Source organism: Agromyces cavernae (assembly GCF_021044935.1).
GTDB classification, from domain to species: Bacteria; Actinomycetota; Actinomycetes; order Actinomycetales; family Microbacteriaceae; genus Agromyces; species Agromyces cavernae.
Genome location: NZ_JAJNMP010000003.1, coordinates 610,825 through 633,898, shown reverse-complemented (window position 1 = coordinate 633,898; position 23,074 = coordinate 610,825). Strand labels below are relative to the sequence as shown.

The following is a 23,074-nucleotide window of genomic DNA, read 5'->3' as shown; positions in this document are numbered from 1 at the left end:
AGGGGCAGTGCTCACGCGATCAGCCCGGTCATCGGCGATGAGGCCCGCGCCGTCGCTCTGCGCGGGATCCGCCCGGCCGCGCGAGCGGCGCGACCGGCCTCGACGCCGAGTCGCAGCGCGGTCGCCATCGCCACAGGATCGTCCGCGCGGGTGATGGCGGTCGCGGCGAGCACCGCGTCGCAGCCCAGCTCCATGGCCAGCGCGGCATCGCTCGCGGTGCCGACACCGGCGTCGAGCACGACGGGCACGGCCACCGCGGCACGAACCGCTTCGATGGCGTGCGGATTGAGCACCCCGAGGCCGGATCCGATCGGCGAGCCCAACGGCATCACCGCCGCGCACCCGACGTCGATCAGGCGGCGGGCGAGCACCGGGTCGTCGGTCGTGTACGGGAGCACCACGAAACCTTCTCGCACCAGGGTTTCAGCGGCGTCGAGCAGCCCGACGGCATCGGGCAGCAGGCTCGTCTCGTCGCCGATGACCTCGAGTTTCACCCAGTTCGTGCCGAGCGCCTCGCGGGCGAGCTCGGCAGTCAGCACGGCCTCGCGCGCGGAGAGGCATCCGGCCGTGTTGGGCAGGATCCGCATCTCGCGGCGACGCAGCGTGTCCAGGAGGCCGCCGGGGGCCGTGCCCGAGGCGCGGCGCAATGACACGGTGACGAGGCCCGGCTCCGCGGCATCGATGACCGGTTCGAGGAGCGCCGGGCGCGGCAGCCCTCCCGTGCCGAGGAACAGGCGGGAGGAGAGCACCTCACCGGCGATGACGAGACTCATCCGCCCTGCACCGCCGTCACGATCTCGACCTCGTCGCCGTCGCGCAGCCGAGTGTCGGCGTGTCGATGACGCGGGACCACGACGCCGTTCAGCGCGACCGCGATCCCGTTCGATGCGGCCGGCACGAAGTCGGCGACGGTGCCGCCCGGCGGGATCGCGGCCGGTTCGCCGTTGAGCGTGATGGTCATGCGGTGGTCCTTTCAAGAGAGGTCAGGTCAGATCGGGCGAATCGCCGAGGATCGAGCGCGGGCTCGACGTGCCCGGATTCGACCTGGTCGGCGACCAGCTGTGCCGTGAGCGGCGCGAGCAGCACGCCGTGCCGGAAATGTCCGGCAGCGAGGATGACGCCCTCGAGGTCGGTGGCGCCGACGAGCGGCAGGTTGTCGGGCGTGCCCGGCCGGTCGCGGGCGATCGCCTCCGCGAACTCGGCCCGGTCGAGGCCGGGGATGAGCCGACGCGCGGAATCGAGCAGCCGGCTCACGCCGCCCACCGTCGCGACCGGCGGCCCATTGTGCTCCTCCGACGTCGCACCCACCACGACCTCGGCGACTCCCGCTCGGGCGGTGCGCGGCACCGCATACACCTGCTCGCCGTGCGCCCACCCCCGAATGGTGTGCCGCGGAGGGTCGCTGCTGCGAACGCGTACGATCTCGCCGCGGACCGGGCGCACCAACCGGTCGAAGGGGGCCGGCAATAGGGCGCCGGTCGCGACGATCGTGACGTCGTGGTCTGCTCGGCGGTCGAGCCCGTCGAGATCACCCGCCGCCTCGACGACCTCGACTCGCGACGCCAGTCGCCTGCGCAGCGCCGCGACGACGACGCGCGGGTCGACGCTGCGGTCGGGCAGGCGGGCGCCGCCCACGACCCGGTCGGAGAGCCCTGGTTCGAGTGCGAGCAGCTCATCGCGTGCGAGCTGCTCCGCCGTGACGTCGTGGGAGGCGAGCAGTTCGGCCTGCCGCAGAACCTGCTGGAGGTCGCCGTGATCGAGCGCCGCGAGCAGGGTGCCCTCCTCGCGGAGCGGCACATCGAGGCGGGCTGCGAAGTCGGGCCAGAGCGCGGCGCTGCGCGCACCGAACACGAACAGCTCGCTCTCGCCATGCCAGAGCTCGCCGGCCGGGCTGAGCATCCCGGCTGCGGCGTGCGAAGCGCCCGAGCCGGGCGCAGGATCCACGAGGGTCACGCGATGGCCACGGCGCACGAGCTCGTCGGCGCAGGCGAGCCCGATGATCCCGGCACCGAGGATCTTGACGCGCGACAGCACAGGAATCGTTCCTCACTTCCTTCGCCGGCATGATCCGGATCAGGTTCGACGGTCGGAGCGGAACAGCTCCATCTCAGCCCGCTGCCGCGGACTCCCGTGTGGGTTGGTGAGACCGACCATAGCGCATGCGGCTCGCCGGCGAACCGCGGCCGGCAGCTCGCGTTGACAGAACTGCGAGGTCCGCTAGGCTCGCTCGGAATGACACGGGGTGCCGCGCCCACCAGACGCCCGGCTGAGATCACACCCGTTGAACCTGATCTAGTTCGTACTAGCGAAGGGATGTCGCAATGCGCGATCGCCTGACTGCCGCCCCGGCCCGCACCGCACTCCACCTCTCGGTCTACCTCGTCACGGATGCCGTGCGCTGCGGTGCGCGCGGGGTGGAGTCCGTGGTGGCCGACGCGATCGACGGCGGGGTGAGCGTCGTGCAGCTTCGGGACAAGACCGCGGATGCCTCGGCGTTCCTGAGGCAGCTGGAGCGGCTGTCGAGCGTGGTCGACGGCCGCGCTGCGCTGCTCGTGAACGACCGGCTCGATATCGCGCTCGCCGCGCGGGCGTATGGGCTACCGGTCGACGGCGTGCACCTCGGTCAGGGTGATGCCGCGGTCTCGGTCGCCCGCGATCGTCTCGGGCCCGAGGCGATCGTCGGGCTCACCGCCTCCAGCGAGCCCCACCTCGCCGCGGTACGACGGATGCCGCGCGGCACGGTCGACTACCTCGGCGTGGGTGTCATCCGCGCGACTTCGACGAAGCCCGACCACGCGCCGGTGATCGGCGTCGCCGGGTTCGCCCGAATCGCGGCCGCCGCGGAGCTGCCGTGCGTGGCGATCGGCGGGATCACGCACGCCGATGTGCCTGCGCTCCGCAAGGCGAGAGCCGCAGGAGTGGCGGTCGTGTCGGCCGTCTGCGGGGCGACCGATCCGCGCGGTGCGGCGGCGCGGTTCGCGGCAGCGTGGCGGAGCGGGTGATGGATGTCGCGAGCCGGCGCGCACCTCGCGTGCTCAGCATCGCCGGCACCGACCCCTCAGGCGGTGCGGGGATCCAGGCCGACCTGAAGTCGATCGCCGCCGTGGGCGGCTACGGCATGGCGGTGGTCACCGCCCTCGTCGCGCAGAACACGCGAGGCGTGCGCAGCGTTCATGTGCCGCCGGCCGCATTCCTCGGCGCGCAGCTCGACGCGGTGAGCGACGACGTCGCGATCGATGCGGTGAAGATCGGCATGCTCGCGGACGCCGAGATCATCCGCACCGTCGCCAGATGGCTCGGCCGTGCCCGGCCGCCCGTAGTCGTACTCGATCCCGTGATGATCGCGACGAGCGGTGACCGACTGCTCGACGCGGATGCGGAAACGGCGCTTCGAGAGCTGATCCCGGCAGTGCACCTCATCACGCCGAACCTGAACGAGATCGCCGTGATCGCCCGCGAGCCTCGTGCCGACACCTGGGCTGACGCCCTCGTGCAGGCCGAACGGGTCTCGGCGGAGTACGGCGTACTGGTGCTTGCGAAGGGCGGGCACCTCGGCGGCGCGAGCTCGCCGGATGCCCTCGTCGATGCCCGCGGATCGCGCATCGTCGAGTTCCCCGGCGCCCGCATCCAGACCACCGCGACGCACGGCACCGGATGTTCGCTCTCGTCGGCGATCGCCTCCCTGCGCGCGGAGTTCGGCGAGTGGGAGCCCGCGGTGGCCGAGGCGCGGGCCTGGCTCCGGGAGTCCCTCGCGGGCGGCGAGTCGCTCGAGGTCGGGGCCGGCAACGGCCCGATCAGTCACTTCGCGGGTCTGTGGGCGCGCGGGGGCGTTCGCACCGCTCCGACTGCCGACGACGCCGTCGCGGGGCCGGTCGCCGGCGGCGGCGGGCTGAGTGGTGCGCGGCGAAGGATGTCCGCATGAACACGCCGTACGCCGCGCGGAGCGGATCGCGGCGTCCCGTCCCCCTCGTCGAACCCGGGCCGCAGCTCGCACCCGACCGCATCGCGCGGTTCAGCCGGCAGCTCATGCTCCCCGGCTTCGGCGAGCTCGCCCAGCGCCGCCTCGCTGCGGCGAGGGTGCTCGTAGTGGGCGCAGGCGGGCTCGGCAGCGCGCTCGTGCCGTACCTCGCGGGTTCGGGCGTCGGCACCATCGGCATCGCCGACGACGACACCGTGGAGCTGTCGAATCTGCACCGCCAGGTGAGCCACGGCGTCGCCGACATCGGCCGGTCGAAGGTCGACTCCCTCGCCGAGACCGTCGCGGCGATCGACCCGGCCTGCCTCGTGGTGCGCCACGGCGAGCGGCTCACCGCGGCGAGTATCCGGGGCATTCTCGCCGGATACGACCTGATCGTCGACGGGAGCGACAACTTCCCCACCCGGTATCTCACGAACGACGCGGCGGTGCTCGCCGGCACGCCCCTCGTCTGGGGCGCGATCCTCCGCTACCACGGCCAGGTCGGGGTCGCGTGGCACCCGCATGGCCCGACCTACCGCGACCTGTTCCCCGTGCCGTCCGCACCCGGCGAGGTGCCCTCCTGCGAGCTGGGCGGGGTGCTGCCGAGCGTGTGCGCGACCGTCGGCGCACTCATGGCGACCGAAGTCGTGAAGGTCATCACCGGCGTCGGCGAGCTCTTGCTCGGTCGTGTCCTGACCCTCGATGCGCTGACCGGCCGCACCCCGGAGATCTCCTACGAGGCGATCGCGGATGCCCCTGAGATCACGAGCCTCATCGACTACGAGATCTTCTGCGGCATCGACCCGTCGAGCGCGGGCGAACCCGACGGCATCGCTGCCGAGGCATCCGCTCGACCGGTCACGGCCGCCGAACTGCTGGCGCGCCTGCGCGGCGGCGCGCCGCTGCGCCTCGTCGACGTGCGCGAACCCGCCGAGGCGGAGCGCCGCCGCATTCGCGGGAGCGAACTCTTCCCGCTCGGGGAGGTCGCGTCGGGCGGCGGGCCGAAGCCCGGCGACGTGCCGATCGTCGTCTACTGCGAACAGGATCCGCGCTCTCGACGAGCCGCGCGGACACTTCGCGCACTCGGGCATTCCGACGTGGTGTACCTCGCCGGCGGCATCGCTGCCTTCTCGGGGGTCGCCCCCGATTTCGTGCACCGCTGAGCTGAATCGCCCGTCGGCCGGCGCCGGTCGGCCGGCGCCCGTCGCCGGTCGCCCGTCGCCGGGCGCAGAGAGCCAGTGCGTCCACGCTCAAGGGTCACGTCCGTGAACCCAGTGGGTCCACCACCCGAGGATCCGTTCGCACCAGAAAGCCAAGGTCATCAAACCTCTGACGTGGCTGAACTTCCCAGAGTTGCGGAAGCGCGCCAAGAATACGCGGTTGACGAACCCCAACCCTCTCAATACGTTAAAGGTGTTACGTCATTCGACTAATGTATGGAGAGCAAATCAATGAAGATACTCACTCGTCATCGCGCGACCGGGGCGGTTGCCGCCCTGACGCTCGTGGCCGCCGGAGTCGTCGCGATCGGGCAGCCGGCGGTCGCCAGCCCGAATCCGACGCTGACCGTGGTCGTCGCACCACATGGCAAAGCAGGTGCCCCCGCGGGCGACATCGTCGTTCCCTCGATCCACGCTGCGCAGAGCGTCGTCAAGAACAAGGCGGCTTCACGTGACGTGCGCGTGCTCCTCGACGGAGGCACGTACGAGCTCGACGCCCCCCTGCGCTTCGACGCGAAGGACGGCGGGGCGAACGGCCACACCGTCACGTGGGCGAGCGCCCCTGGTGAGCAAGCCGTGCTCTCGGGCGGCCACGCCCTGACCGGGTGGACGCTGCACGATCCTGACCAGAACATCTGGGTGGCCGACGTCGCACCGGGGACCGAGTCTCGACAGCTCTACGTCGACGGGCAGCCCGCCGAGAAGACGAAGCTCCTGCTTGGTGCCGACAAGCGGGACCGCGCGCACCTCACCTGGACCGAGACCGGCATCACGCTGAACGACGACCGCTTCGGCGACCTCGGCGCGCTCGGCAACCACGCCGACCTCGAGCTCGTGAGCATGGGCTCGTTCACGGACCGCATCTCGCCGGTCGACTCGATCGTCGGCAGCGACATCAACATGGTGCAGCCCGCGTGGGAGAACAACAACTTCGGCTACGACACGCTGAAGTCGCCGTACAACCGCGGGGCGCTCTACCTCGTGAACGCCTACGAGTTCTTCGCGAACGCCGACGAGTGGTACCTCGACTCGCCCGCCGGCAAGGTCTTCTACAAGGCCGCCGACGGCGCGACCATGGACGGTGTCGACGTGCGCCTCCCCGAGCTCGAGACGCTCGTCGAGGTGGGCGGCACCTACGACCGGCCGGTCACGGGGCTGTCCTTCGAGGGTATCGAGTTCGCGCACACCACCTGGCTGCGGCCGAGCTCGAAGTGGGGCTACGCCGACCAGCAGAGCGGCGCGCACATCGTCGGCGAATACACCCCGCCGGCCGACTACCTGACGACCTGTCAGGACGGATGCCCCGAGTTCGAGCAGACCCGCAACGAATGGTGGCAGATCCCTGCCGCGGTGCAGGTGTCCGCGGCCGACCACGTCACCTTCCAGGGCAACCGGTTCGACCAACTCGGCTCGGTGGGCCTCGGCATCGGCATGGACCCGAACGCTCACGCCACCGGCGTCGGCTACGGGGCATCCGATATCGACGTGCTCGGCAACGAGTTCGCCGACCTCGGCGGCTCGGGCATCGTCGTCGGCGGCGTGCAGCCCGACGCGCACCACCCGAGCGACGAGCGCATGACCGTGAAGGACATCACCATCGTCGACAACACGATCACCCGTGTCGGACAGAGCTACCGCGACAGCGCCGGGATCCTCTCGACGTACGTCACGCGCGCAGAGATCTCCCACAACACGCTGACCGACCTGCCGTACGACGGCATCGACATCGGCTGGGGCTGGGGCATCAACGACCCGGGTGGCAACCAGTACTACAAGGACGCAGGACTGTTCGAGTACCAGCCCGTCTACGACACCCCCACCACGTTCCGCGACAACCACGTGGCGTACAACCTCATCTACGACACGAAGAACGAGATGCACGACGGCGGCAGCATCTACACCCTGTCGTCGGGTCCCGGCACGGTGATCGAGCGCAACTACATCTACGACAGCCGTGAGACCTTCGGCATGCTGATCGACCAGGGGTCGCGGTACATCGAGGTGCGCGAGAACGTGATCCTCGATTCGAGTCGGTACATCTACGTGAACGCCGACACGAAGGGTCCCGAGATCTTCAACACCCTCGACCTCCAGTTCACGAGCAACTGGTGGACGGGCGGGCGCGAGCGGTACGTGCGGTTCCCCGAGTACCGCACCTACTGGACCGACGAGGTCGACCTCAACGGGGTTCCCCGCGAGGAGTGGCCCGACGAGGCCAAGCGGGTGATGGCGGAGGCCGGCGCGCGGCGCTGACCTCCAGAGCACGAAAGGCTGCGGCCCGCCGGGATCCCGGCGGGCCGCAGTCGTTGCATGCGTGACTACGTGATCCGTCCCCGATACGGCACCGTGCCGATCGAGCTGACATCGACATCGCGAGCAGGGTCGTCGACCCGGTACAGACCGTCGTCCGCCGCGAAGAAGGTCGGCGCATCGGGATAGGCAAGGTCTGCAGGCAGGGGCTCGCGATCGGTCCACGAGAAGAACGACCTCGCGAAGGTGTCGCGGTCCTTCCGGCCATAGAGGCTCAGGTCGCCCGCGGTCAGCGGGCTGAGGATGCACCAGTGCACGTCGTCCTCGACCCAGTAGGCACGGTCCGAGAGCAGCACCGACTGGCGGTCGGATGCCGCGAACACGTGATCCCAGAACTGTTCATCGGTCGGCGACCAGTGCATCAGGAACATGAGGTCGTGAGAGTGCCACGCTGTGCTCGGCGCGACATCCGCCTCGTTGTGCCAGCCGGTGGCAGACGCGAAGTAACCCGCCGGTGTCTGGTACGCGGCGTAGGTGCCGAGGCAGCGATCCACGAAGGCCGAGAGCTCTGCGTCCTCGCCCTCGGCGAGCACCTCCGCGATCCCACGGAGGCTCAGGCCCATGCCCGCGATGAGCATCGGCGTCGTCGAGAGCAGGGCACGGTCGCCCATGAGATACCAGTACCGGTGGTAGCGGGTCTCGCCGCGATCGTCCGTCCACGCCGAGCGGGCGACGTGGCGGCAGATCGCGCGGGCCTCCTCGAGGAGATCCGGGCGGCCGTAGCGTCGTGCCGCGAGCACGAGGGGGACGACCATGAGGCCGTAATACTCGGCCGGCTCGAGGATGCCCCCGCGGAGGCGGTCGGCGGCGACACGGAACGTGCCGACGCTGTCGTCGTCGGGAACCCCGCGCACATGGTGCAGGGCGATGAGCGCATCGAGGTCTTCGGGAATCTCGTCGGCGTAGCTCTCGTCGCCGGACAGCTCGGTGTAGAGGAGCTTGACCCAGACGCGGGCGTACTCCTGGTTGCAGGTGCCGTCCGGCCCGGGACGCCCGCCGCCGTAGACCACGCAGGCGTCGAGGTTCGCCCGAACCGCCGCGAGCACCTCGCCGCGCTCGTCATCGGACAGGTACCGGCCGGCATGCCGCAGCCCCTCGAGCAGTCCGAGGCTTCCGACCATGTTGTGGATGAGCCCGGACGTCGCGGATTCGCCGACCTGGAAGCCGATGTGCGCGTACTGGCCGTCGGGCTGCACCGTTCGGGCCTGGAAGAGCATGAGCCGACGCCAGAGTTCGAGTCCCCGCTCGTCGTAGCGGCGACCGAGCGCCTCGCCGAACGCCGCGGTCGCGGGTGCCGAGAACGCCTGGTGCCCGCTCGTGAAGTCGAGGAACGTCGCCGGGTTCGTGCCCCACACGCTGTGGTTGTGGAATCCGCGGATCTCGCCGCCCTCGCCGACCCAGGTGCGCATCCAGCGGGCGAGTGCCGCGACGTCGGGGCGGCGGGGCGCCGAAGGCGCCGGTGCGTCGGTGCGGTGAGCAGGAAGTGCATCGGGGGCTGCGGCTTCGGCGGGGTTCACTGGCGGGCCTCTCGGATCGGTCGGGCGCGCGCGGCCCAGAGCAGGCCGCGCTGGATCATGGTGTTCGTCGGGAGCTGCGTCAGATCGCCCACGCGGTGTCCGAGGGTGCAGACGAAGACCCGCCCGGCACCCCATCGGCGGGTCCAGGTCACGGGCATGGCGGCCGGCTCGCCCCACTCCCCACCGGGTTCGACGTCGAAGACGGTGCTCGCGAGTACGGTGTTGTGCGAGTCGGAGAGCACCCAGTACTGCTCGGTGTGCACCGCGAAGTCCTCGAGCCCGGCGACGATCTCCCCGTCGCGCTCGGGCTCCGCCTCGATGCGGACCGTGTAGTCCTGGAATCCCTCGGGGTGGAACAGGAAGCGGCCGCCGACCATGCGGAGGTAGGCGGCGTTCGCGACGTTGGTGCCGATGATGCCACCGTGCCAGCCCGCGAACCCGGTGCCGCCGCGAACTGCGGAGACGAGGTTGGACTCCTGCGCCGCGGTGAGCGCGCCACCCGACCAACTGTGCACGACGAGGTCCGTCGCGGCGAGGCGTTCGTCGTCGTCGTAGACGGCGAGGTCGTGGCTGATCTCGACCGCGAACCCCTGCGTTTCGAGATGTGGGATGAAGAGCTCGGTGCAGCCGACTGGGTCGTGGCCCTCCCAGCCGCCGCGGACGACGAGGGCGCTGCGTGGGCGGCTCGCTCGGCCCGCTCGTTCGGTCGCGTGCGACGCCATCAGCGTCGTCCTCCGATCTGCTCGGGGTACTCGAACGGCGCTCCCTCGACGAATCGTCGCACCTCGGCCACCGCGTTGGCCCCCATGCGATGCAGTTCGGTGCCGATCGAGCCGGCGAGGTGCGGGGTCAAGGTCACGTTCGGCAGGCTCCAGAGCTCGTGGTCGCGCGGCAGCGGCTCGGGCTCGGTGACGTCGAGGATGGCGCGGATCCGGCCGGTCCGCAGCTCGCGGACGAGTGCGTCCTGGTCGACGACCGCACCACGGGCGGTGTTGAGCAGTGTCGCGCCGTCGCGCATCGAGGCGAGCAGCCGTGCATCGATCTGCCCGATCGTCGCGGGTGTGACCGCCTGGTGGAGCGAGACGACGTCGCTCGTCGCCATCACCTCGTCGAGCGAGGCCATGCGCACACCGAGTCCTTCGGCCCGGGCGGGCGTCAGCGACGGGCTGAAGGCGACGATGTCGAGGTCGAAGGGCTTCAACAGCTCGATCAGCACCTGCGCGATCTGCGAGAGGCCGACGACGCCGACCGTGCGGCGGTAGTTGCCGATGCCGGTCAGTTCGTGCTCCCGGTCGGGCAGGGCGCGCTGCTCGCGGTACCGGTGCTCCACCGCGAAGGCGTCCTTGCCTGCGAGCAGGATCATCGCGAGGGCGTACTCGGCCACGGGGATCGCATTGACGGTGCGCGCGTTCGCCGCGAGGAGGCCGCGCTCTGCCCAGCGCTCGGGGGTGTCGAGGCAGGTGACGGCGACGCCGCCGAGGTAGACGAGCGCACGCAGTGCGGGAGCATCCTCGACGGCGATTCGCGGCGCACCCCAGCCGCCCAGCACGATCTCCGCGCCTTCGAGCGCGGCGCGCCCCGCGTCGTCGAGTTCGGTGACGACGACGCCGGGGTCGATGTCGGCGAGCGCCTGCAGTTCGGCGAGCATCTCGGCGGTGAAGAGCTGGCCGACCAGCGAGCCCGGACTCATCGCGAAGACCGCCTTCGGTCGCATGCCACGCCTCTCGTCTTGGCGCGTCCGACCGGCGCGCCGATTCCGTCGGTCTGACATTCATAACACATCAGATGAATCTGGGAAAGCCCTTGCCCGAGCGATAGATCATACGTACGATCCCTAGGTGTTCCATGTGCTCCGGCAATGAGGGCGGCTGCGACGGTCCGATCCGATCCGACACGGCCGCCTGCTCGTCGCCGCGTGTGCACCGATGAGAGACAAGGGAGATCTCAATGAGGAGAACGCAATCCGGCGACACGAGGTCGGTGCCTCGCCGATGGCCTGTCGCCCTCGTCGCGGCCATCGCGCTCGGCGCCATGTGCGCCGCGCCGGCGGCAGCGAACGCGGCGTCGCAGTCGACGAGCGCGTCCGCGGCCGAGCTGGTCGTCTACGTCTCGCCTGACGGCGACGACGCGAGCGACGGCACGATCGATTCGCCACTGCGCACGATCACGGCCGCTCGCGATGCGCTGGCAGGCAGGACGAGCGCGGATGCGCCGGGCACGGTCTGGATCCGAGGCGGCGAGTACGTGCTCGACGACGCGATCACGCTTGCGGGCGACGAGCACTCGTGGGTGACGTACGCCGCCTATCGCGGCGAGGACGTGCAGATCACCGGCGCCCATCAGCTCTCGGCCGACGGGTGGCAGAAGCTCAGCGAGATGTCGGACGACGCGCTCGCCGAGCCGCAGTTCTCGTCGCAGTCGCGACTGCACGACGAGAGCGCTCGCGCCGGCGCCTGGGTGTACGACCTCGGCGCGGCCGGCGTCGAACCCGGCACGCTGTACAAGAACGGCTTCAACTGGCTCCAGCAGCCGTTCGCGCCCGAGCTCGCCGTCGACGGCACGCTGCAGACGCTTGCCGAGTATCCGAACGACGACTCCTGCACGACCTCGCAGACGGACTGTCACCTCTGGGGCACGGGCAGCAAGTGGGGCGCGACCGCGCCGCGCGACCTCATGCACGTCGACCTCGAGGGTCGGTTCGGCGTCGAGGACGACTGGCAGGCGAGCGGCACCTCGCCGCGCGCGCAGTTCGAAGACAAGAAGCAGCAGTTGCCCGACGGCGTCTCGCGCGACACCTGGTCGCAGGACGAGCTCCGCAAGATGACTCCGGCGATCTTCGAGGTCGGCGGCCGGGCGCTCGAAGGCGACCGCTACCAGGGCTGGGCGCCCGAAGCGGTGCCGACCGTGCACGACTGGGGCACCCGCGGGTTCGGCGAGTACGCCGACATCCCGGTGCAGGCAGACCCCGAGTGGATCGAGGACATCGACAACTCCCGGTACGAGACCGAGGGCTGGCTCGCGGGCTACCTCGGCAACAACTACGCGAACGAGATGGTCCGGATGCTCTCGTGGAGCGGCACGACCCTGTACACGAAGTACCCCTCGATGTACATCCCGGTCGACGGGTACACCAAGGTGAAGGCCACCAACGTCCTCGCCGAGCTGGACGCGCCCGGCGAGTACTACATCGACCGCTTCGAGGGCAACGACGTACTGTACTTCATGCCCGAGGGCGGCACGATCGACGGCAAGCAGATCACCCTTTCGGCGTTCGACGAGAACTTCTTCACGCTCGAGGGCACGACCGGGGTCGTGCTGCGCGATCTGGCGATGTCGAACTCGCTCGTGAGCGGGGTCCAGCTGCTCGATGCCGAGGACACGCTCATCGATGGCGTCGAGATCTCGAACGTGAGCATGGACGCCATCCGGATCGGCGAGACCACCGAGACGATCACCGCGCTGCCCGACTACGAGACCGTGCGCGGCGGACACGGCAACGTCGTCCGGAACTCGTTCCTGCACGACCTCGGCGGCGGCGGAGTGCTGCTGGGGGGCGGCGACCGCGACACGCTCGAGCGCGGCGACAACGTCGCGCACCACAACGAGATCACCCGCTTCTCGAAGCTCGCCACCTACACTCCGGCGGGCTACCTCTACGGCGTCGGCAACTCGTTCGAGTACAACTACGTGCACGATGCGCCGCACATGGCCGTCCAGATCATGGGCAACGACATGAAGGTGAATCACAACCACTTCTTCGACGTGCTCCAGAACGCGGGCGACCAGGGCGTCGTCTACACCGGGCGCGACTACACCTACCTCGGCAACGAGGTCGCGTACAACCTCTTCGAGAAGGTCGGCGGCAAGAACGACGCGTTCTACATGGACGACGGCGTCTCGGGCATGCGCTTCCACCACAACGTGGTGAAGGACTCCCACTCGGGGGTGTTCTTCCAGTCGGGCCACAGCAACACCGCGAACGACAACGTGTTCATCGACGTCGCCCGCACCGGGCACGATCAGCTCTACCACCGCAAGGGCGAGAAGGGGCTGCCGGTCTCGAACGCCTGGGTCGTGCAGAGCCGGTTCAACGCGTACCTCGATGTTCGCGAGGGCGAGAAGTACAGCTCGACGCCCGAGATCATCGAGGCGTGGGTCGAGCACTACACGAATGGCGCGGCCGAGTACTCCGACGGCACCCCGATCGCCTTCCCCGAGATCGACGACTGGTACGTCCCCCGCGTGACGGAGACCGGCGAACCCTGCACCGTCGCCGACTACGCGGTCGATGCCACGAACGGATGCAGCCGCTCGGACATCTGGGAGAACGAGGACTCGCTCTACGTGCAGGCGCGCAACGAACTCGACCACTCGGTGATCATCGGCGGCGGCGAGTACCAGGGCAGCACGAACACGTTCGCGAATCCCGCGTCGTCGTACTCGCTCTCGCGCTGGAGCGACAAGATCAACACGAACCTCGTGAAGCCCGATTCCGTCGAGGCCGCCGGACTCGACCTCGAGACCCTGCAGTTCTCGTCGTCGGGCGCCGTCGCCGAGTCGTTCGGCGCGGAGTGGGTCGAGCGATGGAACGGGCTCGTCTCGCGCGACGGCATGGGTCGTCCCGACCGTGGCGACGCAGCGGCGCTGTGGACCGAGGTCGATCGCGCCGAGCGCTTCCTCGCCACCGACCCGGTCGGGGACACCGCGGGCCTCGAGGACGCGCTCGGGGCGGCGGTCGCGGTCGGCGACGCCACCGATGCGTCCCAAGCGCACATCGACGAGGCACTCGCCGCGCTGACGACGAGCATCGAGGCGCTGCTGCCCCCGGTGCCGGGCCGCGTCGTCCTGAGCGACGACAACTCCCACGACGGCATCCGCGGAAGCTCCTTCACCGTCACCGCGAACATGTGGTGGGGGGAGAACGGAACGAGCTTCCGCCTCTTCGAAGATGGAGTCGTCGTCGCCGAAGTCGCGCTGGACGCCGACACGCCCTCGGCGCAGAAGGTGACCGTGCCGATCAGCGGCAAGCCGAACGGCGAGTACACCTACACCTGCGAGCTCGTGAACTTCACGGGCGCGACACCCTGTGCCGCGCACGTGGTCAAGGTCGATGCGGCGGCGCCGGCGAAGCCGGTTCTCTCGCACGACAATCGAGACCGGAACGGTGACTACACCGTGACCGCCGACCTCCGGTGGGGCACGAATGCGACGTCGTGGTCGCTCAGCGAGGACGGCGTCGAGATCGCGACCGGCGAGCTTGCGGATGCGACGCCGCAGGCGCAACGCGTCAGCGTGGCGCTGGAGGGGCGCGGCTCGGGGGCGCACAGCTACGTCATGAAATTCATGAATGCGCTCGGCCAGAGCGAGAGCAAGGCCATGGTCGTCGACGTCCGCTGACGGCGGGCGGAGGGAGGGGCGTCGCCGAGTCGATCGACGGCGCCCCTGCTGCGCGAGGGGGCGAGGGATCGCGATTCTGGGGAAAGCGCTTGCCCGATTCAGGCTTGGCGCGTACGATGTATACGTCATATGTCCTATGGGTCGTATTGCCCAGGGACCCGAGCATCGTCCCGCACCCGAGCGGGATCAGGAGAGGAGACAACGATGTCTGGAACCGGAAGACGACGAGCACCGTGGATCGCGGCCGCTGCGGTCGCGCCCCTGATGGTCCTGAGCGCCTGCTCGTCGCCCGGCGCCGGCGCCGAGGGCGATGGCGAGGTCGGCGGCGAGGTCCGCATGCTCGTGAACATCACCGACAACCTGACCCAGGCGAAATGGGAGGCGCTCGTCGCCCCGTTCGAGGAGGAGACCGGGGTCGACGTGAAGATCGAAGGCCCGACCGGCCAATCGGTCGCCGAGACCTTCCCCGCCCTGCTCGCCGCAGGGACGGCTCCCGACGTGATCGAGTCGATCTTCCCCACCGTCGACACGGCGCCCGAGATCCTCGACCTCACCGACCAGGCATGGGTCGCGGAGACGCCCATGGTCGACACCTACTCGACCGACGGCCGCACCAACGTCGTCGGCGTCGGCACCCAGGCGCAGTCCGTCCTCTACTACAACAAGGACCTCTTCGCCCAGGCCGGCATCACCGAGACCCCGAAGACCTGGGAGGAGTTCGACGAGGCCCTCGCCGCGCTCGACGCCGCGGGGGTCGAGCGCCCCATCGCGTTCGCCGCCGACTGGGCGACGGGTGTGCAGGCGCAGCAGGTCTGGCACCCGCAGCAGAACCTCACCACGCCGGCGTGGCAGCAGGCCGTGGCCGGCGGCGAGAGCACGCTCGGCGAGCAGTTCGAACCGCTCTTCGAGCACCTGAGCGACTGGATCGACGCCGGATACACCACCGCCGACGACGTCGCGACCGACTCGGGCACCCAGGAGGCGAACTTCATCGCGGGCACGGTGGGCATCTACCCGATGGGCTCATGGTTCACCACGACGCTCGCCGCGAGCCCTCCCTCGTTCGAGGTCGGCGTGTTCACCCCGCCAGTGGACGAGGCATCCGACGCGCCCGGCCCGATCGGCGCGACGCTCGCCTACCCCTACATGGTGTGGAACGGCTCGTCGAATGTCACCTCGGCGACCGCGCTCGTCGAGTACCTCGCCACCGACGAAGACGCGATCAAGGCGCAGGCCGCGATGGACAGCTTCAGCCGCCCCGGACTCGACGTCTCGACGAATGAGTACGACGCCCTCGTGCAGGGCCTCGTCGACGCGGCCCCCGAACTCGTGGTCCCCGGCAACCAGACCGTCGGCGACTACGCGCTGCCGGTGGCGGGGTTCAACGCGAAGTTCACCGAACTTGTGCAGGGCCTCTGGCAGGGCCGCTCGCCCGCCGAGGTCGCCGCCGACCTCACCGCCTGGTACGACGCGGAGCAGACCGGCTGATCATGTCGGCGAGCAATGCAACGCTGTCGCGGGGGCGCACCTCGTCGTCCGGGGTGTCCACCCCGGACGCGGGGGACGCCCCCGCGTCCCGCGGTACCGGCCGGGGAGCGCCCGGCCGCCGCACGCCGTCGGCATCGAGGCGCCGCCGCATCGACGTCCAGCGCCTGTTCGACGGCGCGCTGACCATTCCGGCCCTCGTGGTGTACGTCGGCCTCATGGTCGTCCCCGTCGGATTCGCGGTCTACTACTCGTTCACGAGGTACAACGGCATCCCGTCGCAGAGCCCCGAGTGGGTGGGCTTCGACAACTACCTGCGCATCTTCGAGGATCCCGCCGGTGAGATGCATTCCTCGATCACGGTCACCGTCGTGATCGCGGTGCTCGGCTCGTTCCTCGTGAACGGCATAGCACTCGGGCTCGCGCTGCTGCTGCACCGGCCCTCGAAGTTCAACAGCGTCGGTCGCGCGATCATGTTCTACCCGCACGTCCTCTCGGCACTCGTCGTCGGCTTCCTCTGGCAGGCGCTGCTCGGCCCGCAGGGCGCGATCAACGCGCTCATGACACAGTTGCAGGGCACGACCCTGCCCTTCCTCTCCGATCCCGACTGGGCGCTGTACACCCTCGTCGGCGTCATCGTCTGGGCCCAGTTCGGCGTACAGCTCATCCTGTACATCGCCGGCCTGCAGGCCGTCTCGCCCGAGCTGCAGGAGGCCGCACGCATCGACGGCGCCACCCGCTGGCAGGTGTTCCGGCACGTGACCTGGCCGGCGCTCGCGCCGACGGTCACCGTCACGATCATCACGTCGGTGCTCTCGCTCCTCAAGGTCTACGACGTCGTCCTCGGCCTGACGAACGGCGGCCCGGGAGACGCCACGCAGACGTGGGCCTACGAGATCCTCGCGGTCTCGTTCGCGAACAACCGCGTCGGCCTCGCGTGCGCCCAGGCGGTGCTGCTCATCGTCGCGGCCGGCATCCTCTCGTTCACCATCATCACCATGCGGCGCCGCGCCGACGAAGGGGCGGAGGCCGCCTGATGAGACGCACCAATCGCATCACGAACACCGTTCGCATCGCATTCCTGTCGGTGCTCTCGCTCGCCATGCTCGTGCCGATGTACATCATGATCGTGAACGCGTTCAAGCCGCAGCAGGAGATTCTGCTGTCGCCGCTCGGCCTCGATCTCGGCACCGCCTCGACCGAGTACCTCGAGGCGGCGTGGAACAGCACGCAATTCCCCGTGGTCGAGGGCTACGCGTTCACGATCTTCCTCGTCGTCGCCTGCAACCTCGTCGCGATCGGCTTCTCGATCCCGGCGGCGTACGTCATCGCGCGAACGCCGGGCATCGTCTTCGCCGCGCTCCTGATGTTCTTCGTCGCGGGCATGTTCATTCCGGCGCAGATCATCCTCGTCCCGGCGATCTTCGTGCTCAAGGCCCTCGGGCTCATGGGGACCATCCCGGGGCTCGTGCTGTTCATGTCGGCCTCGATGATCCCGTTCACGCTGTTCATCTTCAGCGGATACATCCGCATGTTGCCGCGCACCCTCGACGAGGCGGCGGCGATCGACGGAGCCGGGCGGCTGCGCGTGATCTGGACGATCATCTTCCCGCTCATGAAGCCGATCGTGGCGACGGCGTTCATCCTCAACACCTTGAGCGCGTGGAACGACTTCGTGAGTCCGCAGCTCATCCTCGGTCCGGGCTCCCAGGCGAAGACCATCACGACCGGCGTGTACGCCGCGGTGTCGTCGTACTCGACGAACTACGAGGTCGTGTTCCCGACCCTGCTGCTCGCGGTGGCTCCGATCCTCGTGATCTTCATCGCACTGCAGCGATTCATCCTCGGGGGGCTCGCCGCGGGCGCCGTCAAGGGGTGAGTTCGACACCCCATCGCCGCAGTGAGCGGGTGGCTATCGCCGCGGGCTGGGCGGACGCCGGCGCTCCCATGCGTCGAGGATGTGCGCGCGCATCCGCTGCTCCGCCGCGTCGGGGTCGCCGGCCTCGATGGCGGCGAAGACCTGCTCGTGCTCGTCGAGTGTCACGTCGAGCTGGCTGTGCAGGTGGAAGCGGGCGCTTTCGCGCGCCTGTCCGAACAACGTGTTGACGAGATTGACGGCGAGCCGATTCGCGGTCATCTCGCCGACGGTCGCGTGGAAGACCACATCTGCGGCGCTGAATTTCTTCTCGTCCTCGATCGTGTCGCGCATGAGGACGAGTGCCTCGCGCAGACGCTCGAGCTCTTCGGGCGTCCGGCGACCGGCCGCATCGCGCGCGATGACGCCCTCGAGCGATGCGCGCACGTCGCTGAGATCGTCGAGGATGCCGAGGGTGGCATCGTTGGCGACGAGCGCGGACAGCACGGTCGCGTCGACCATGTTCCACGATTCGGCGGTCAGCACCTGCGTGCCGCGCCCCTGGGCCACCGTCACGAGGCCCTTCTCCTCGATGCGCTTGACCGACTCCCGGATGACCGTGCGGCTCACCCCGAACTGCTCGCACAGCACGGCCTCGGGGGGAAGTGAGCTTCCCGGAGGGAGATCTCCGCGCACGATGGCATCCACGAGGTCGGCGACGACAGTCACACCGAGGCGGGGCGCCTTGGCGCGCGCGGCGATCGTCGGGTACGCGGAACTCGGTTCCGCACTGACCGCTTCGATTGACATGGCCACAGCATATCGGCCGTTGCTAGTCACACCTATGACCTTTCGCTTGCAGTTTGATAAGACGTATGATGTAATCAGTCTATCCCACTCAGGGTGTGTCGTCAGAGACGCCGACCAGAACAGGAAGCGACATGTCACAGCAAACGTCCTCCCGACGCCGAGTCACTCGGCTCATGACCGTGGTGGCCGCAGCGGCCGCCGGTCTGCTCGTCCTCAGCGGGTGCGCCCCCACTGCGTCCGGCGGCGGTGAGGGAAGGTACGGCTTCACCGAAGCCGAGCAGGTGCCCGACAGTGAGATCACCGTCTGGGTCGACGCGTCGCGGGAGCCCGCGGTCACCGCCTTCCAGGAGGCCTACCCCGACATCCCGGTCAAGCTCGAGACCTACGACGGCAACGCCGGTGGCAGCGGATCGTTCCAGAGCAAGATCACCCTGATGGACCAGGCCGGCGAGGGCTGGCCCGACGTCGTCTTCTCCACGCAGCAGAACGACGCGATCTGGGCCTCGAAGCAGACCCTCAACGGTGAGCAGGGCTTCGCGGCGCCGCTCAACAAGGGCTTCCTCGACCAGGACTTCCTCGACGGCTTCGCGCCCGGCTCGCTCGACTACGCGACGATCGATGGCACGGTCTACGGCCTGCGCAACGACCTCGCCCAGACCGTCTTCTTCTACAACCAGACGCTGCTCGACCAGTTCGGCTACGAGGTTCCGACGACCTGGGAGGAGTACGGCGCCCTGGGCGACAAGCTCGCGGCCGAGCACCCGGGGTACATCCTCGGCAGCATGGGCGACAGCTTCATGACCTACGTCTACTACGGCGGTTCCGAGTCTCCGGTCTTCCAGTCTCCCGAGACTGCCGTCTTCCACTCCGACACGAGCGACGCGAACGCTGAGGGCATCTCGAAGATCATCGACGGCATGCTCGCCAATGGCACCCTCGTGCAGGACAGCTTCTTCAGTGCCGAGTTCGCAGCCAAGTACGCCGACAAGCTCGTCGGCGTTCCGGGCCCGGTCTGGTACACCGGCGCCATCTTCCAGGGCGGGCTCGCCACGCCGGCGGGTCAGATCGGTGTCGCCCCGCCTCTCTCGTGGGAAGGCGGCGACGTCGCAGCCGGCAACGTCGGTGGCGGCCAGTGGTACGCCTCCAGCCACTCGAAGAACCTCGACGCCGTCAAGACCTTCCTCGAGTTCGTCACGAGCGCCGACGAGTTCCAGGTCGAGGCGTCGTCGGGATACCCCGCCTACACGCCTGCGGCGGAGAAGTGGCTCGACAAGCAGGCCGAGGCGGCCTACTTCGTGAACGACGACTTCAAGACCGTCATGTCGGATGCCGCGGCTCAGGTCTGGGATGGCTGGAACGTCACCTCGTGGAGCCCCGAGACTGCGTGGGCGAAGGTCGTCATCCCCGGCATCGCCGCGGGCGAGACCGTCGAGTCCCTGCTGCCGGCTTGGCAGGAGGAGCTCGAGAACGAGGCCACCGTCAATGGGTACACGGTGAAGTGACATGACCGTCACTGCTCCTCCCGCTCCGGTCGACGCCGTCCCCACCGGGCGACGTCGGCCGGGGCGCCGGCGCGCCAGCCGGGTGAACGCAGGACAGTCGCGGTACGGCTACATCTTCGTCAGCGGTTACACGCTGCTGTTGCTGGCCTTCGGCCTGCTCCCCACGCTGTACGCCATCTACCTCGCGTTCACTCGCAACGGCGCCTTCGTCGGCGTCGACAACTTCGTCCGCGTGTTCAACGACTACCGGTTCCTTCCGGCCGTCGCGCACGTCGCGCTCTACATCGTGTACTGGCTCGTCAGCCTCATCGTGCTCGTCGTGATCCTCGCGATCGTCGTGCATGCCATCCGGGTGCGGTGGCTCGGCAACACGGCACGGTTCCTGTTCTACATCCCTGGCGCCATCGCCGGCGCCTCGAGCGTGCTGCTCTGGCTGTTCGTCCTCGACCCGACGGTGAGCCCGGTCTCGGCGCTCCTCAAGGGCATGGGGTACGAGTCGCTGGTCAATGTCGTGGCGGTCGACAACCTTCCCGTCGTCTTCACGGTGATCGCCTTCTGGGCGGGTGCCGGCGGATGGATCGTCATCATGTACGGCGCGCTCAACAACATCAGCGCCGACATCATGGAAGCCGCGCGCATCGACGGCGCGAATGCGATCCAGACGGCCTGGCACATCCAGCTCCCGATGCTGACCAAGTGGATCAGCTACATGGGCATCATGTCCCTGGCTGCGGGCACGCAGCTCTTCGTCGAGCCGAAGATCCTCGCGCAGGCGACCAAGAACGTCGTGCCCGAGGACTACTCCCTCAACCAGCTGGCCTACCTCTACGCCTTCCGGCAGGGCGACTTCTCGGGATCCGCGGCGATCTCGCTCATCCTGCTGGTCGTCGCACTCGGACTGTCGGCCGTCTTCATCTTCCGCGGAAAGCTGTTCGAACGTGACTGATCTCGCCGTGCGCCGTCGACGCGCACTCACCCCAGGACAGTGGATCGGGCGTGCGCTCGTGACGATCATCCTGCTCGTCTTCGCGGCCTTCTTCATCCTCCCGATCATCTGGCTGCTGCTGGCTCCGACGAAGACCAACACCCAGCTCCTGCTCGACGGCCCGTTCAGCTTCGGTTCGTTCGACCAACTCGTCGCGAACTGGAACGAGCTGTTCGCGTTCGGCAGCGGAGTGTTCTCCACCTGGATCGGCAACTCGGCGCTCTACTCGTTCGCCGCGCTCGCCATCACGCTCGTCGTGAGCATCCCGGCCGGGTACGCACTCGCACTCATCGAGTTCAAGGGCCGCAGGCTCCTGCTCGTGACGACGCTCATCGTGATGCTCATCCCGAACACCGCGCTCGTCCTGCCGATCTTCCTCGAGCTCAGCGCGGCACGACTCATCGGCAACCCGCTCGCCGTGATCCTGCCGTTCTCGTTCTTCCCGTTCGGGGTCTACCTCACCTACATCTACTTCTCGACGGCGGTGTCGCGCGACCTGCTGAACGCCGCGCGCATCGACGGCGCGGGTGAGCTGCGGGTGTTCGCGCAGGTGGCCATGCCGCTCGCGACACCCGTCATCGCCCTGGTCGGCTTCTTCAGCTTCGTCGCCAACTGGAACAACTACTTCCTCCCGTTCCTCGTCGTCGGTGGAGACAAGATCCCCGTGCAGGTCGGGTTGGCGAACCTGCTCTCCAACGTCCCGGCCTTCAACCCGACGACGGCGAGCAGCATCGTCATCCAGCTGCCGACCCTGGCGCTCGCGACGCTGCTCTCCGTCGCGCCGATCCTGTTGATCTTCCTGTTCGCGCAGCGTTTCCTCGTCGAGGGAATGACCGCGGGCGGAACCAAGGAATGACTGCGAGTACGACATGAAGATCACCGGTTACCGCACACTCACGGCCCAGCAGCACTGGCGCCGCGCGATCGGCGACGCCAACGGCCACATCACCGAAGCCGTCACCGACGTTCCGATCGTCATCCTCGAGACCGACGCCGGTATCGAAGGGGTCGGTCTCGGCTCGCATGCCGACCTCGCCCGCCTCTTCCCCGCTCTCGACGGGGAGGATCCCCGCGGGGCCGCCGCACTGTTCGACCGCATGCTCGCCCAGGTGTTCAAGTCGGGTCACGCCGGCGCGACCTACGGTGGAGTGGCAACGCTCGACGCCGCGATCTGGGACATCAAGGCCAAGGCCGCCGGCGAGCCGCTGTGGCGACTGCTCGGCGGGCGCGACCGCTTCGTCCCGGGATACGCCTCCGGCCTCGACATCGCGCTCGACGACGACGAGCTGGCGAGCTTCTACGCGGAGTTCGCCGAGCGCGGGTTCGTCGCCGGCAAGCTCAAGGGCGGGCTCGACGTCGACACCGACCTGCGGAGGCTGGGAATCCTCGCGGACGCCCTGCGCCGCAACACGTCGCGACCCGGACTCATGCTCGATGCCAACGAATCGTGGCAGGTGAAGCAGGCGGTGCGCTACGTCGGCGCGCTCGAGCAGAAGGTCGACCTGCTCTGGGTGGAGGAGCCGTTGCGACGATGGGACGCCGTCGGGCATGCCCGCCTGAGCACGGCGATCCGCGCGGCCGTGGCGACGGGCGAGAACCTCACCGGTGTCGAGCAGTTCCGGCCGCTCTTCGAGGCCGGCGCGCCAGACGTCGTGCAGGCCGGGGCGATCTGGGGCGTCAGCCACATGCACCGGCTCGCGCTCGCCGCGGCGGCGCGCGATCTGCCGATCAGCCCGGTCGGCTACAACGCCAACCCGGCGGTCGCGCATGTCATGACGGCCGTGCCCAACCACCTGACGACCGAGGTCCAGTCGATCGACTTCGCCCATGGGGTGGCGGTCGACCACGAGTTCGCGGATGGCGGCATCCTCCTGAGCGATGAGCCCGGTGCCGGCATCCACGTCGATGAGGCCGCGATCGAGGGTGCCCGCGACGGCGAGGGATGGGCGAACCCGGCCGGACCCCACATGCGGCCCACCCGGGCAGGACTGCGCGTCGTGCTCGACGGCATCGAGCGCTGAGAGCGAGGGATCGA

Annotated in this window: 19 protein-coding genes and 2 riboswitches; of the genes, 12 read left to right on the top strand and 7 right to left on the bottom strand. The window is 68.9% G+C overall.

The window, feature by feature from the left end; all coding sequences use genetic code 11:
- Positions 1-11 precede the first annotated feature (11 nt).
- The 3 genes from LQ757_RS14260 to thiO all read right to left on the bottom strand — a co-directional run bounded on the left by LQ757_RS14260 (position 12) and on the right by thiO (position 2,034).
- A complete protein-coding gene (locus LQ757_RS14260) occupies positions 12-773 on the bottom strand; it encodes a thiazole synthase (protein ID WP_231047911.1) in 762 nt (253 codons plus the stop codon).
- A complete protein-coding gene (thiS, locus tag LQ757_RS14255) occupies positions 770-961 on the bottom strand; it encodes a sulfur carrier protein ThiS (protein WP_231047910.1) in 192 nt (63 codons plus the stop codon). Before thiS ends, LQ757_RS14260 begins: the two co-directional genes overlap by 4 nt.
- A complete protein-coding gene (gene thiO / locus LQ757_RS14250) occupies positions 958-2,034 on the bottom strand; it encodes a glycine oxidase ThiO (RefSeq protein ID WP_231047909.1) in 1,077 nt (358 codons plus the stop codon). The genes thiS and thiO overlap by 4 nt, the downstream gene beginning before the upstream one ends.
- Positions 2,034-2,142, bottom strand: a riboswitch (TPP riboswitch). Its footprint overlaps the gene before it by 1 nt.
- Positions 2,143-2,228: 86 nt before the next feature.
- Positions 2,229-2,331: riboswitch (TPP riboswitch) on the top strand.
- Here thiO and thiE point away from each other — a divergent pair.
- The 4 genes from thiE (at position 2,322) to LQ757_RS14230 (ending at position 7,431) form a co-directional block, all read left to right on the top strand.
- Complete coding sequence (gene thiE, locus LQ757_RS14245; protein WP_231047908.1) at positions 2,322-3,002, top strand: thiamine phosphate synthase; 681 nt, start codon at positions 2,322-2,324, stop codon at positions 3,000-3,002. (Overlaps the previous riboswitch by 10 nt.)
- Positions 3,002-3,922: a bifunctional hydroxymethylpyrimidine kinase/phosphomethylpyrimidine kinase gene (thiD, locus tag LQ757_RS14240; RefSeq protein ID WP_231047907.1), complete on the top strand. Its 921-nt coding sequence runs from the start codon at positions 3,002-3,004 to the stop codon at positions 3,920-3,922. Before thiE ends, thiD begins: the two co-directional genes overlap by 1 nt.
- Positions 3,919-5,121: a ThiF family adenylyltransferase gene (locus tag LQ757_RS14235; protein ID WP_231047906.1), complete on the top strand. Its 1,203-nt coding sequence runs from the start codon at positions 3,919-3,921 to the stop codon at positions 5,119-5,121. The genes thiD and LQ757_RS14235 overlap by 4 nt, the downstream gene beginning before the upstream one ends.
- Before the next feature lie 288 nt (positions 5,122-5,409).
- Complete coding sequence (locus LQ757_RS14230; protein WP_231047905.1) at positions 5,410-7,431, top strand: right-handed parallel beta-helix repeat-containing protein; 2,022 nt, start codon at positions 5,410-5,412, stop codon at positions 7,429-7,431.
- 65 nt (positions 7,432-7,496) lie between these two features.
- On the opposite strand, the gene LQ757_RS14225 is transcribed toward LQ757_RS14230, so the two are convergent.
- The 3 genes from LQ757_RS14225 to LQ757_RS14215 are packed head-to-tail and all read right to left on the bottom strand — an operon-like array spanning position 7,497 to position 10,719.
- A complete protein-coding gene (locus LQ757_RS14225; protein WP_231047904.1) occupies positions 7,497-9,005 on the bottom strand; it encodes a hypothetical protein in 1,509 nt (502 codons plus the stop codon).
- Positions 9,002-9,727, bottom strand: coding sequence for a ThuA domain-containing protein (locus LQ757_RS14220; RefSeq protein WP_231047903.1), 726 nt, complete (start codon positions 9,725-9,727; stop codon positions 9,002-9,004). The genes LQ757_RS14225 and LQ757_RS14220 overlap by 4 nt, the downstream gene beginning before the upstream one ends.
- Entirely contained in the window at positions 9,727-10,719 is a 993-nt protein-coding gene (locus LQ757_RS14215) for a hydroxyacid dehydrogenase (protein WP_231047902.1), read from the bottom strand. The genes LQ757_RS14220 and LQ757_RS14215 overlap by 1 nt, the downstream gene beginning before the upstream one ends.
- Before the next feature lie 233 nt (positions 10,720-10,952).
- Between LQ757_RS14215 and LQ757_RS14210 the strand changes: the two genes are divergently transcribed.
- The 4 genes from LQ757_RS14210 (at position 10,953) to LQ757_RS14195 (ending at position 17,766) form a co-directional block, all read left to right on the top strand.
- Complete coding sequence (locus tag LQ757_RS14210; RefSeq protein ID WP_231047901.1) at positions 10,953-14,402, top strand: right-handed parallel beta-helix repeat-containing protein; 3,450 nt, start codon at positions 10,953-10,955, stop codon at positions 14,400-14,402.
- Positions 14,403-14,606: 204 nt separating this feature from the next.
- Positions 14,607-15,890 (top strand): ABC transporter substrate-binding protein, encoded by a 1,284-nt coding sequence (locus LQ757_RS14205; protein ID WP_231047900.1) that lies wholly within the window; start codon positions 14,607-14,609, stop codon positions 15,888-15,890.
- Between the two features lie 53 nt (positions 15,891-15,943).
- Positions 15,944-16,924 (top strand): carbohydrate ABC transporter permease, encoded by a 981-nt coding sequence (locus LQ757_RS14200; protein WP_231047899.1) that lies wholly within the window; start codon positions 15,944-15,946, stop codon positions 16,922-16,924.
- Positions 16,924-17,766: a carbohydrate ABC transporter permease gene (locus LQ757_RS14195; RefSeq protein WP_231047898.1), complete on the top strand. Its 843-nt coding sequence runs from the start codon at positions 16,924-16,926 to the stop codon at positions 17,764-17,766. Before LQ757_RS14200 ends, LQ757_RS14195 begins: the two co-directional genes overlap by 1 nt.
- 33 nt (positions 17,767-17,799) lie before the next feature.
- On the opposite strand, the gene LQ757_RS14190 is transcribed toward LQ757_RS14195, so the two are convergent.
- Positions 17,800-18,552, bottom strand: coding sequence for a FadR/GntR family transcriptional regulator (locus tag LQ757_RS14190; protein ID WP_231047897.1), 753 nt, complete (start codon positions 18,550-18,552; stop codon positions 17,800-17,802).
- 173 nt (positions 18,553-18,725) lie between these two features.
- Here LQ757_RS14190 and LQ757_RS14185 point away from each other — a divergent pair, with 173 nt between their 5' ends.
- From LQ757_RS14185 to LQ757_RS14170, 4 genes are read left to right on the top strand one after another with little or no spacing between them, the layout of a single operon-like run.
- Positions 18,726-20,054 (top strand): ABC transporter substrate-binding protein, encoded by a 1,329-nt coding sequence (locus LQ757_RS14185; protein ID WP_231047896.1) that lies wholly within the window; start codon positions 18,726-18,728, stop codon positions 20,052-20,054.
- A 1-nt stretch (position 20,055) separates the two neighbouring features.
- Positions 20,056-21,000, top strand: coding sequence for a carbohydrate ABC transporter permease (locus LQ757_RS14180; protein ID WP_231047895.1), 945 nt, complete (start codon positions 20,056-20,058; stop codon positions 20,998-21,000).
- On the top strand, positions 20,993-21,895 hold the full coding sequence (locus LQ757_RS14175; protein ID WP_231047894.1) for a carbohydrate ABC transporter permease: 903 nt from the start codon (positions 20,993-20,995) through the stop codon (positions 21,893-21,895). The genes LQ757_RS14180 and LQ757_RS14175 overlap by 8 nt, the downstream gene beginning before the upstream one ends.
- A 13-nt stretch (positions 21,896-21,908) precedes the next feature.
- Positions 21,909-23,060: a mandelate racemase/muconate lactonizing enzyme family protein gene (locus LQ757_RS14170; RefSeq protein ID WP_231047893.1), complete on the top strand. Its 1,152-nt coding sequence runs from the start codon at positions 21,909-21,911 to the stop codon at positions 23,058-23,060.
- The last annotated feature ends 14 nt before the right edge of the window (positions 23,061-23,074 follow it).

Coding starts and splice junctions, on each gene's coding strand:
- LQ757_RS14190 (WP_231047897.1), bottom strand. CDS start 18,552: ATGTCAATCGAAGCGGTCAGTGCGGAACCGAGTTCCGCGTACCCGACG.
- LQ757_RS14220 (WP_231047903.1), bottom strand. CDS start 9,727: ATGGCGTCGCACGCGACCGAACGAGCGGGCCGAGCGAGCCGCCCACGC.
- thiD (WP_231047907.1), top strand. CDS start 3,002: ATGGATGTCGCGAGCCGGCGCGCACCTCGCGTGCTCAGCATCGCCGGC.
- LQ757_RS14185 (WP_231047896.1), top strand. CDS start 18,726: ATGACCGTGGTGGCCGCAGCGGCCGCCGGTCTGCTCGTCCTCAGCGGG.
- thiE (WP_231047908.1), top strand. CDS start 2,322: ATGCGCGATCGCCTGACTGCCGCCCCGGCCCGCACCGCACTCCACCTC.
- LQ757_RS14215 (WP_231047902.1), bottom strand. CDS start 10,719: ATGCGACCGAAGGCGGTCTTCGCGATGAGTCCGGGCTCGCTGGTCGGC.
- LQ757_RS14260 (WP_231047911.1), bottom strand. CDS start 773: ATGAGTCTCGTCATCGCCGGTGAGGTGCTCTCCTCCCGCCTGTTCCTC.
- LQ757_RS14210 (WP_231047901.1), top strand. CDS start 10,953: ATGAGGAGAACGCAATCCGGCGACACGAGGTCGGTGCCTCGCCGATGG.
- LQ757_RS14205 (WP_231047900.1), top strand. CDS start 14,607: ATGTCTGGAACCGGAAGACGACGAGCACCGTGGATCGCGGCCGCTGCG.
- LQ757_RS14170 (WP_231047893.1), top strand. CDS start 21,909: ATGAAGATCACCGGTTACCGCACACTCACGGCCCAGCAGCACTGGCGC.
- thiS (WP_231047910.1), bottom strand. CDS start 961: ATGACCATCACGCTCAACGGCGAACCGGCCGCGATCCCGCCGGGCGGC.
- LQ757_RS14195 (WP_231047898.1), top strand. CDS start 16,924: ATGAGACGCACCAATCGCATCACGAACACCGTTCGCATCGCATTCCTG.
- LQ757_RS14180 (WP_231047895.1), top strand. CDS start 20,056: ATGACCGTCACTGCTCCTCCCGCTCCGGTCGACGCCGTCCCCACCGGG.
- LQ757_RS14230 (WP_231047905.1), top strand. CDS start 5,410: ATGAAGATACTCACTCGTCATCGCGCGACCGGGGCGGTTGCCGCCCTG.
- LQ757_RS14235 (WP_231047906.1), top strand. CDS start 3,919: ATGAACACGCCGTACGCCGCGCGGAGCGGATCGCGGCGTCCCGTCCCC.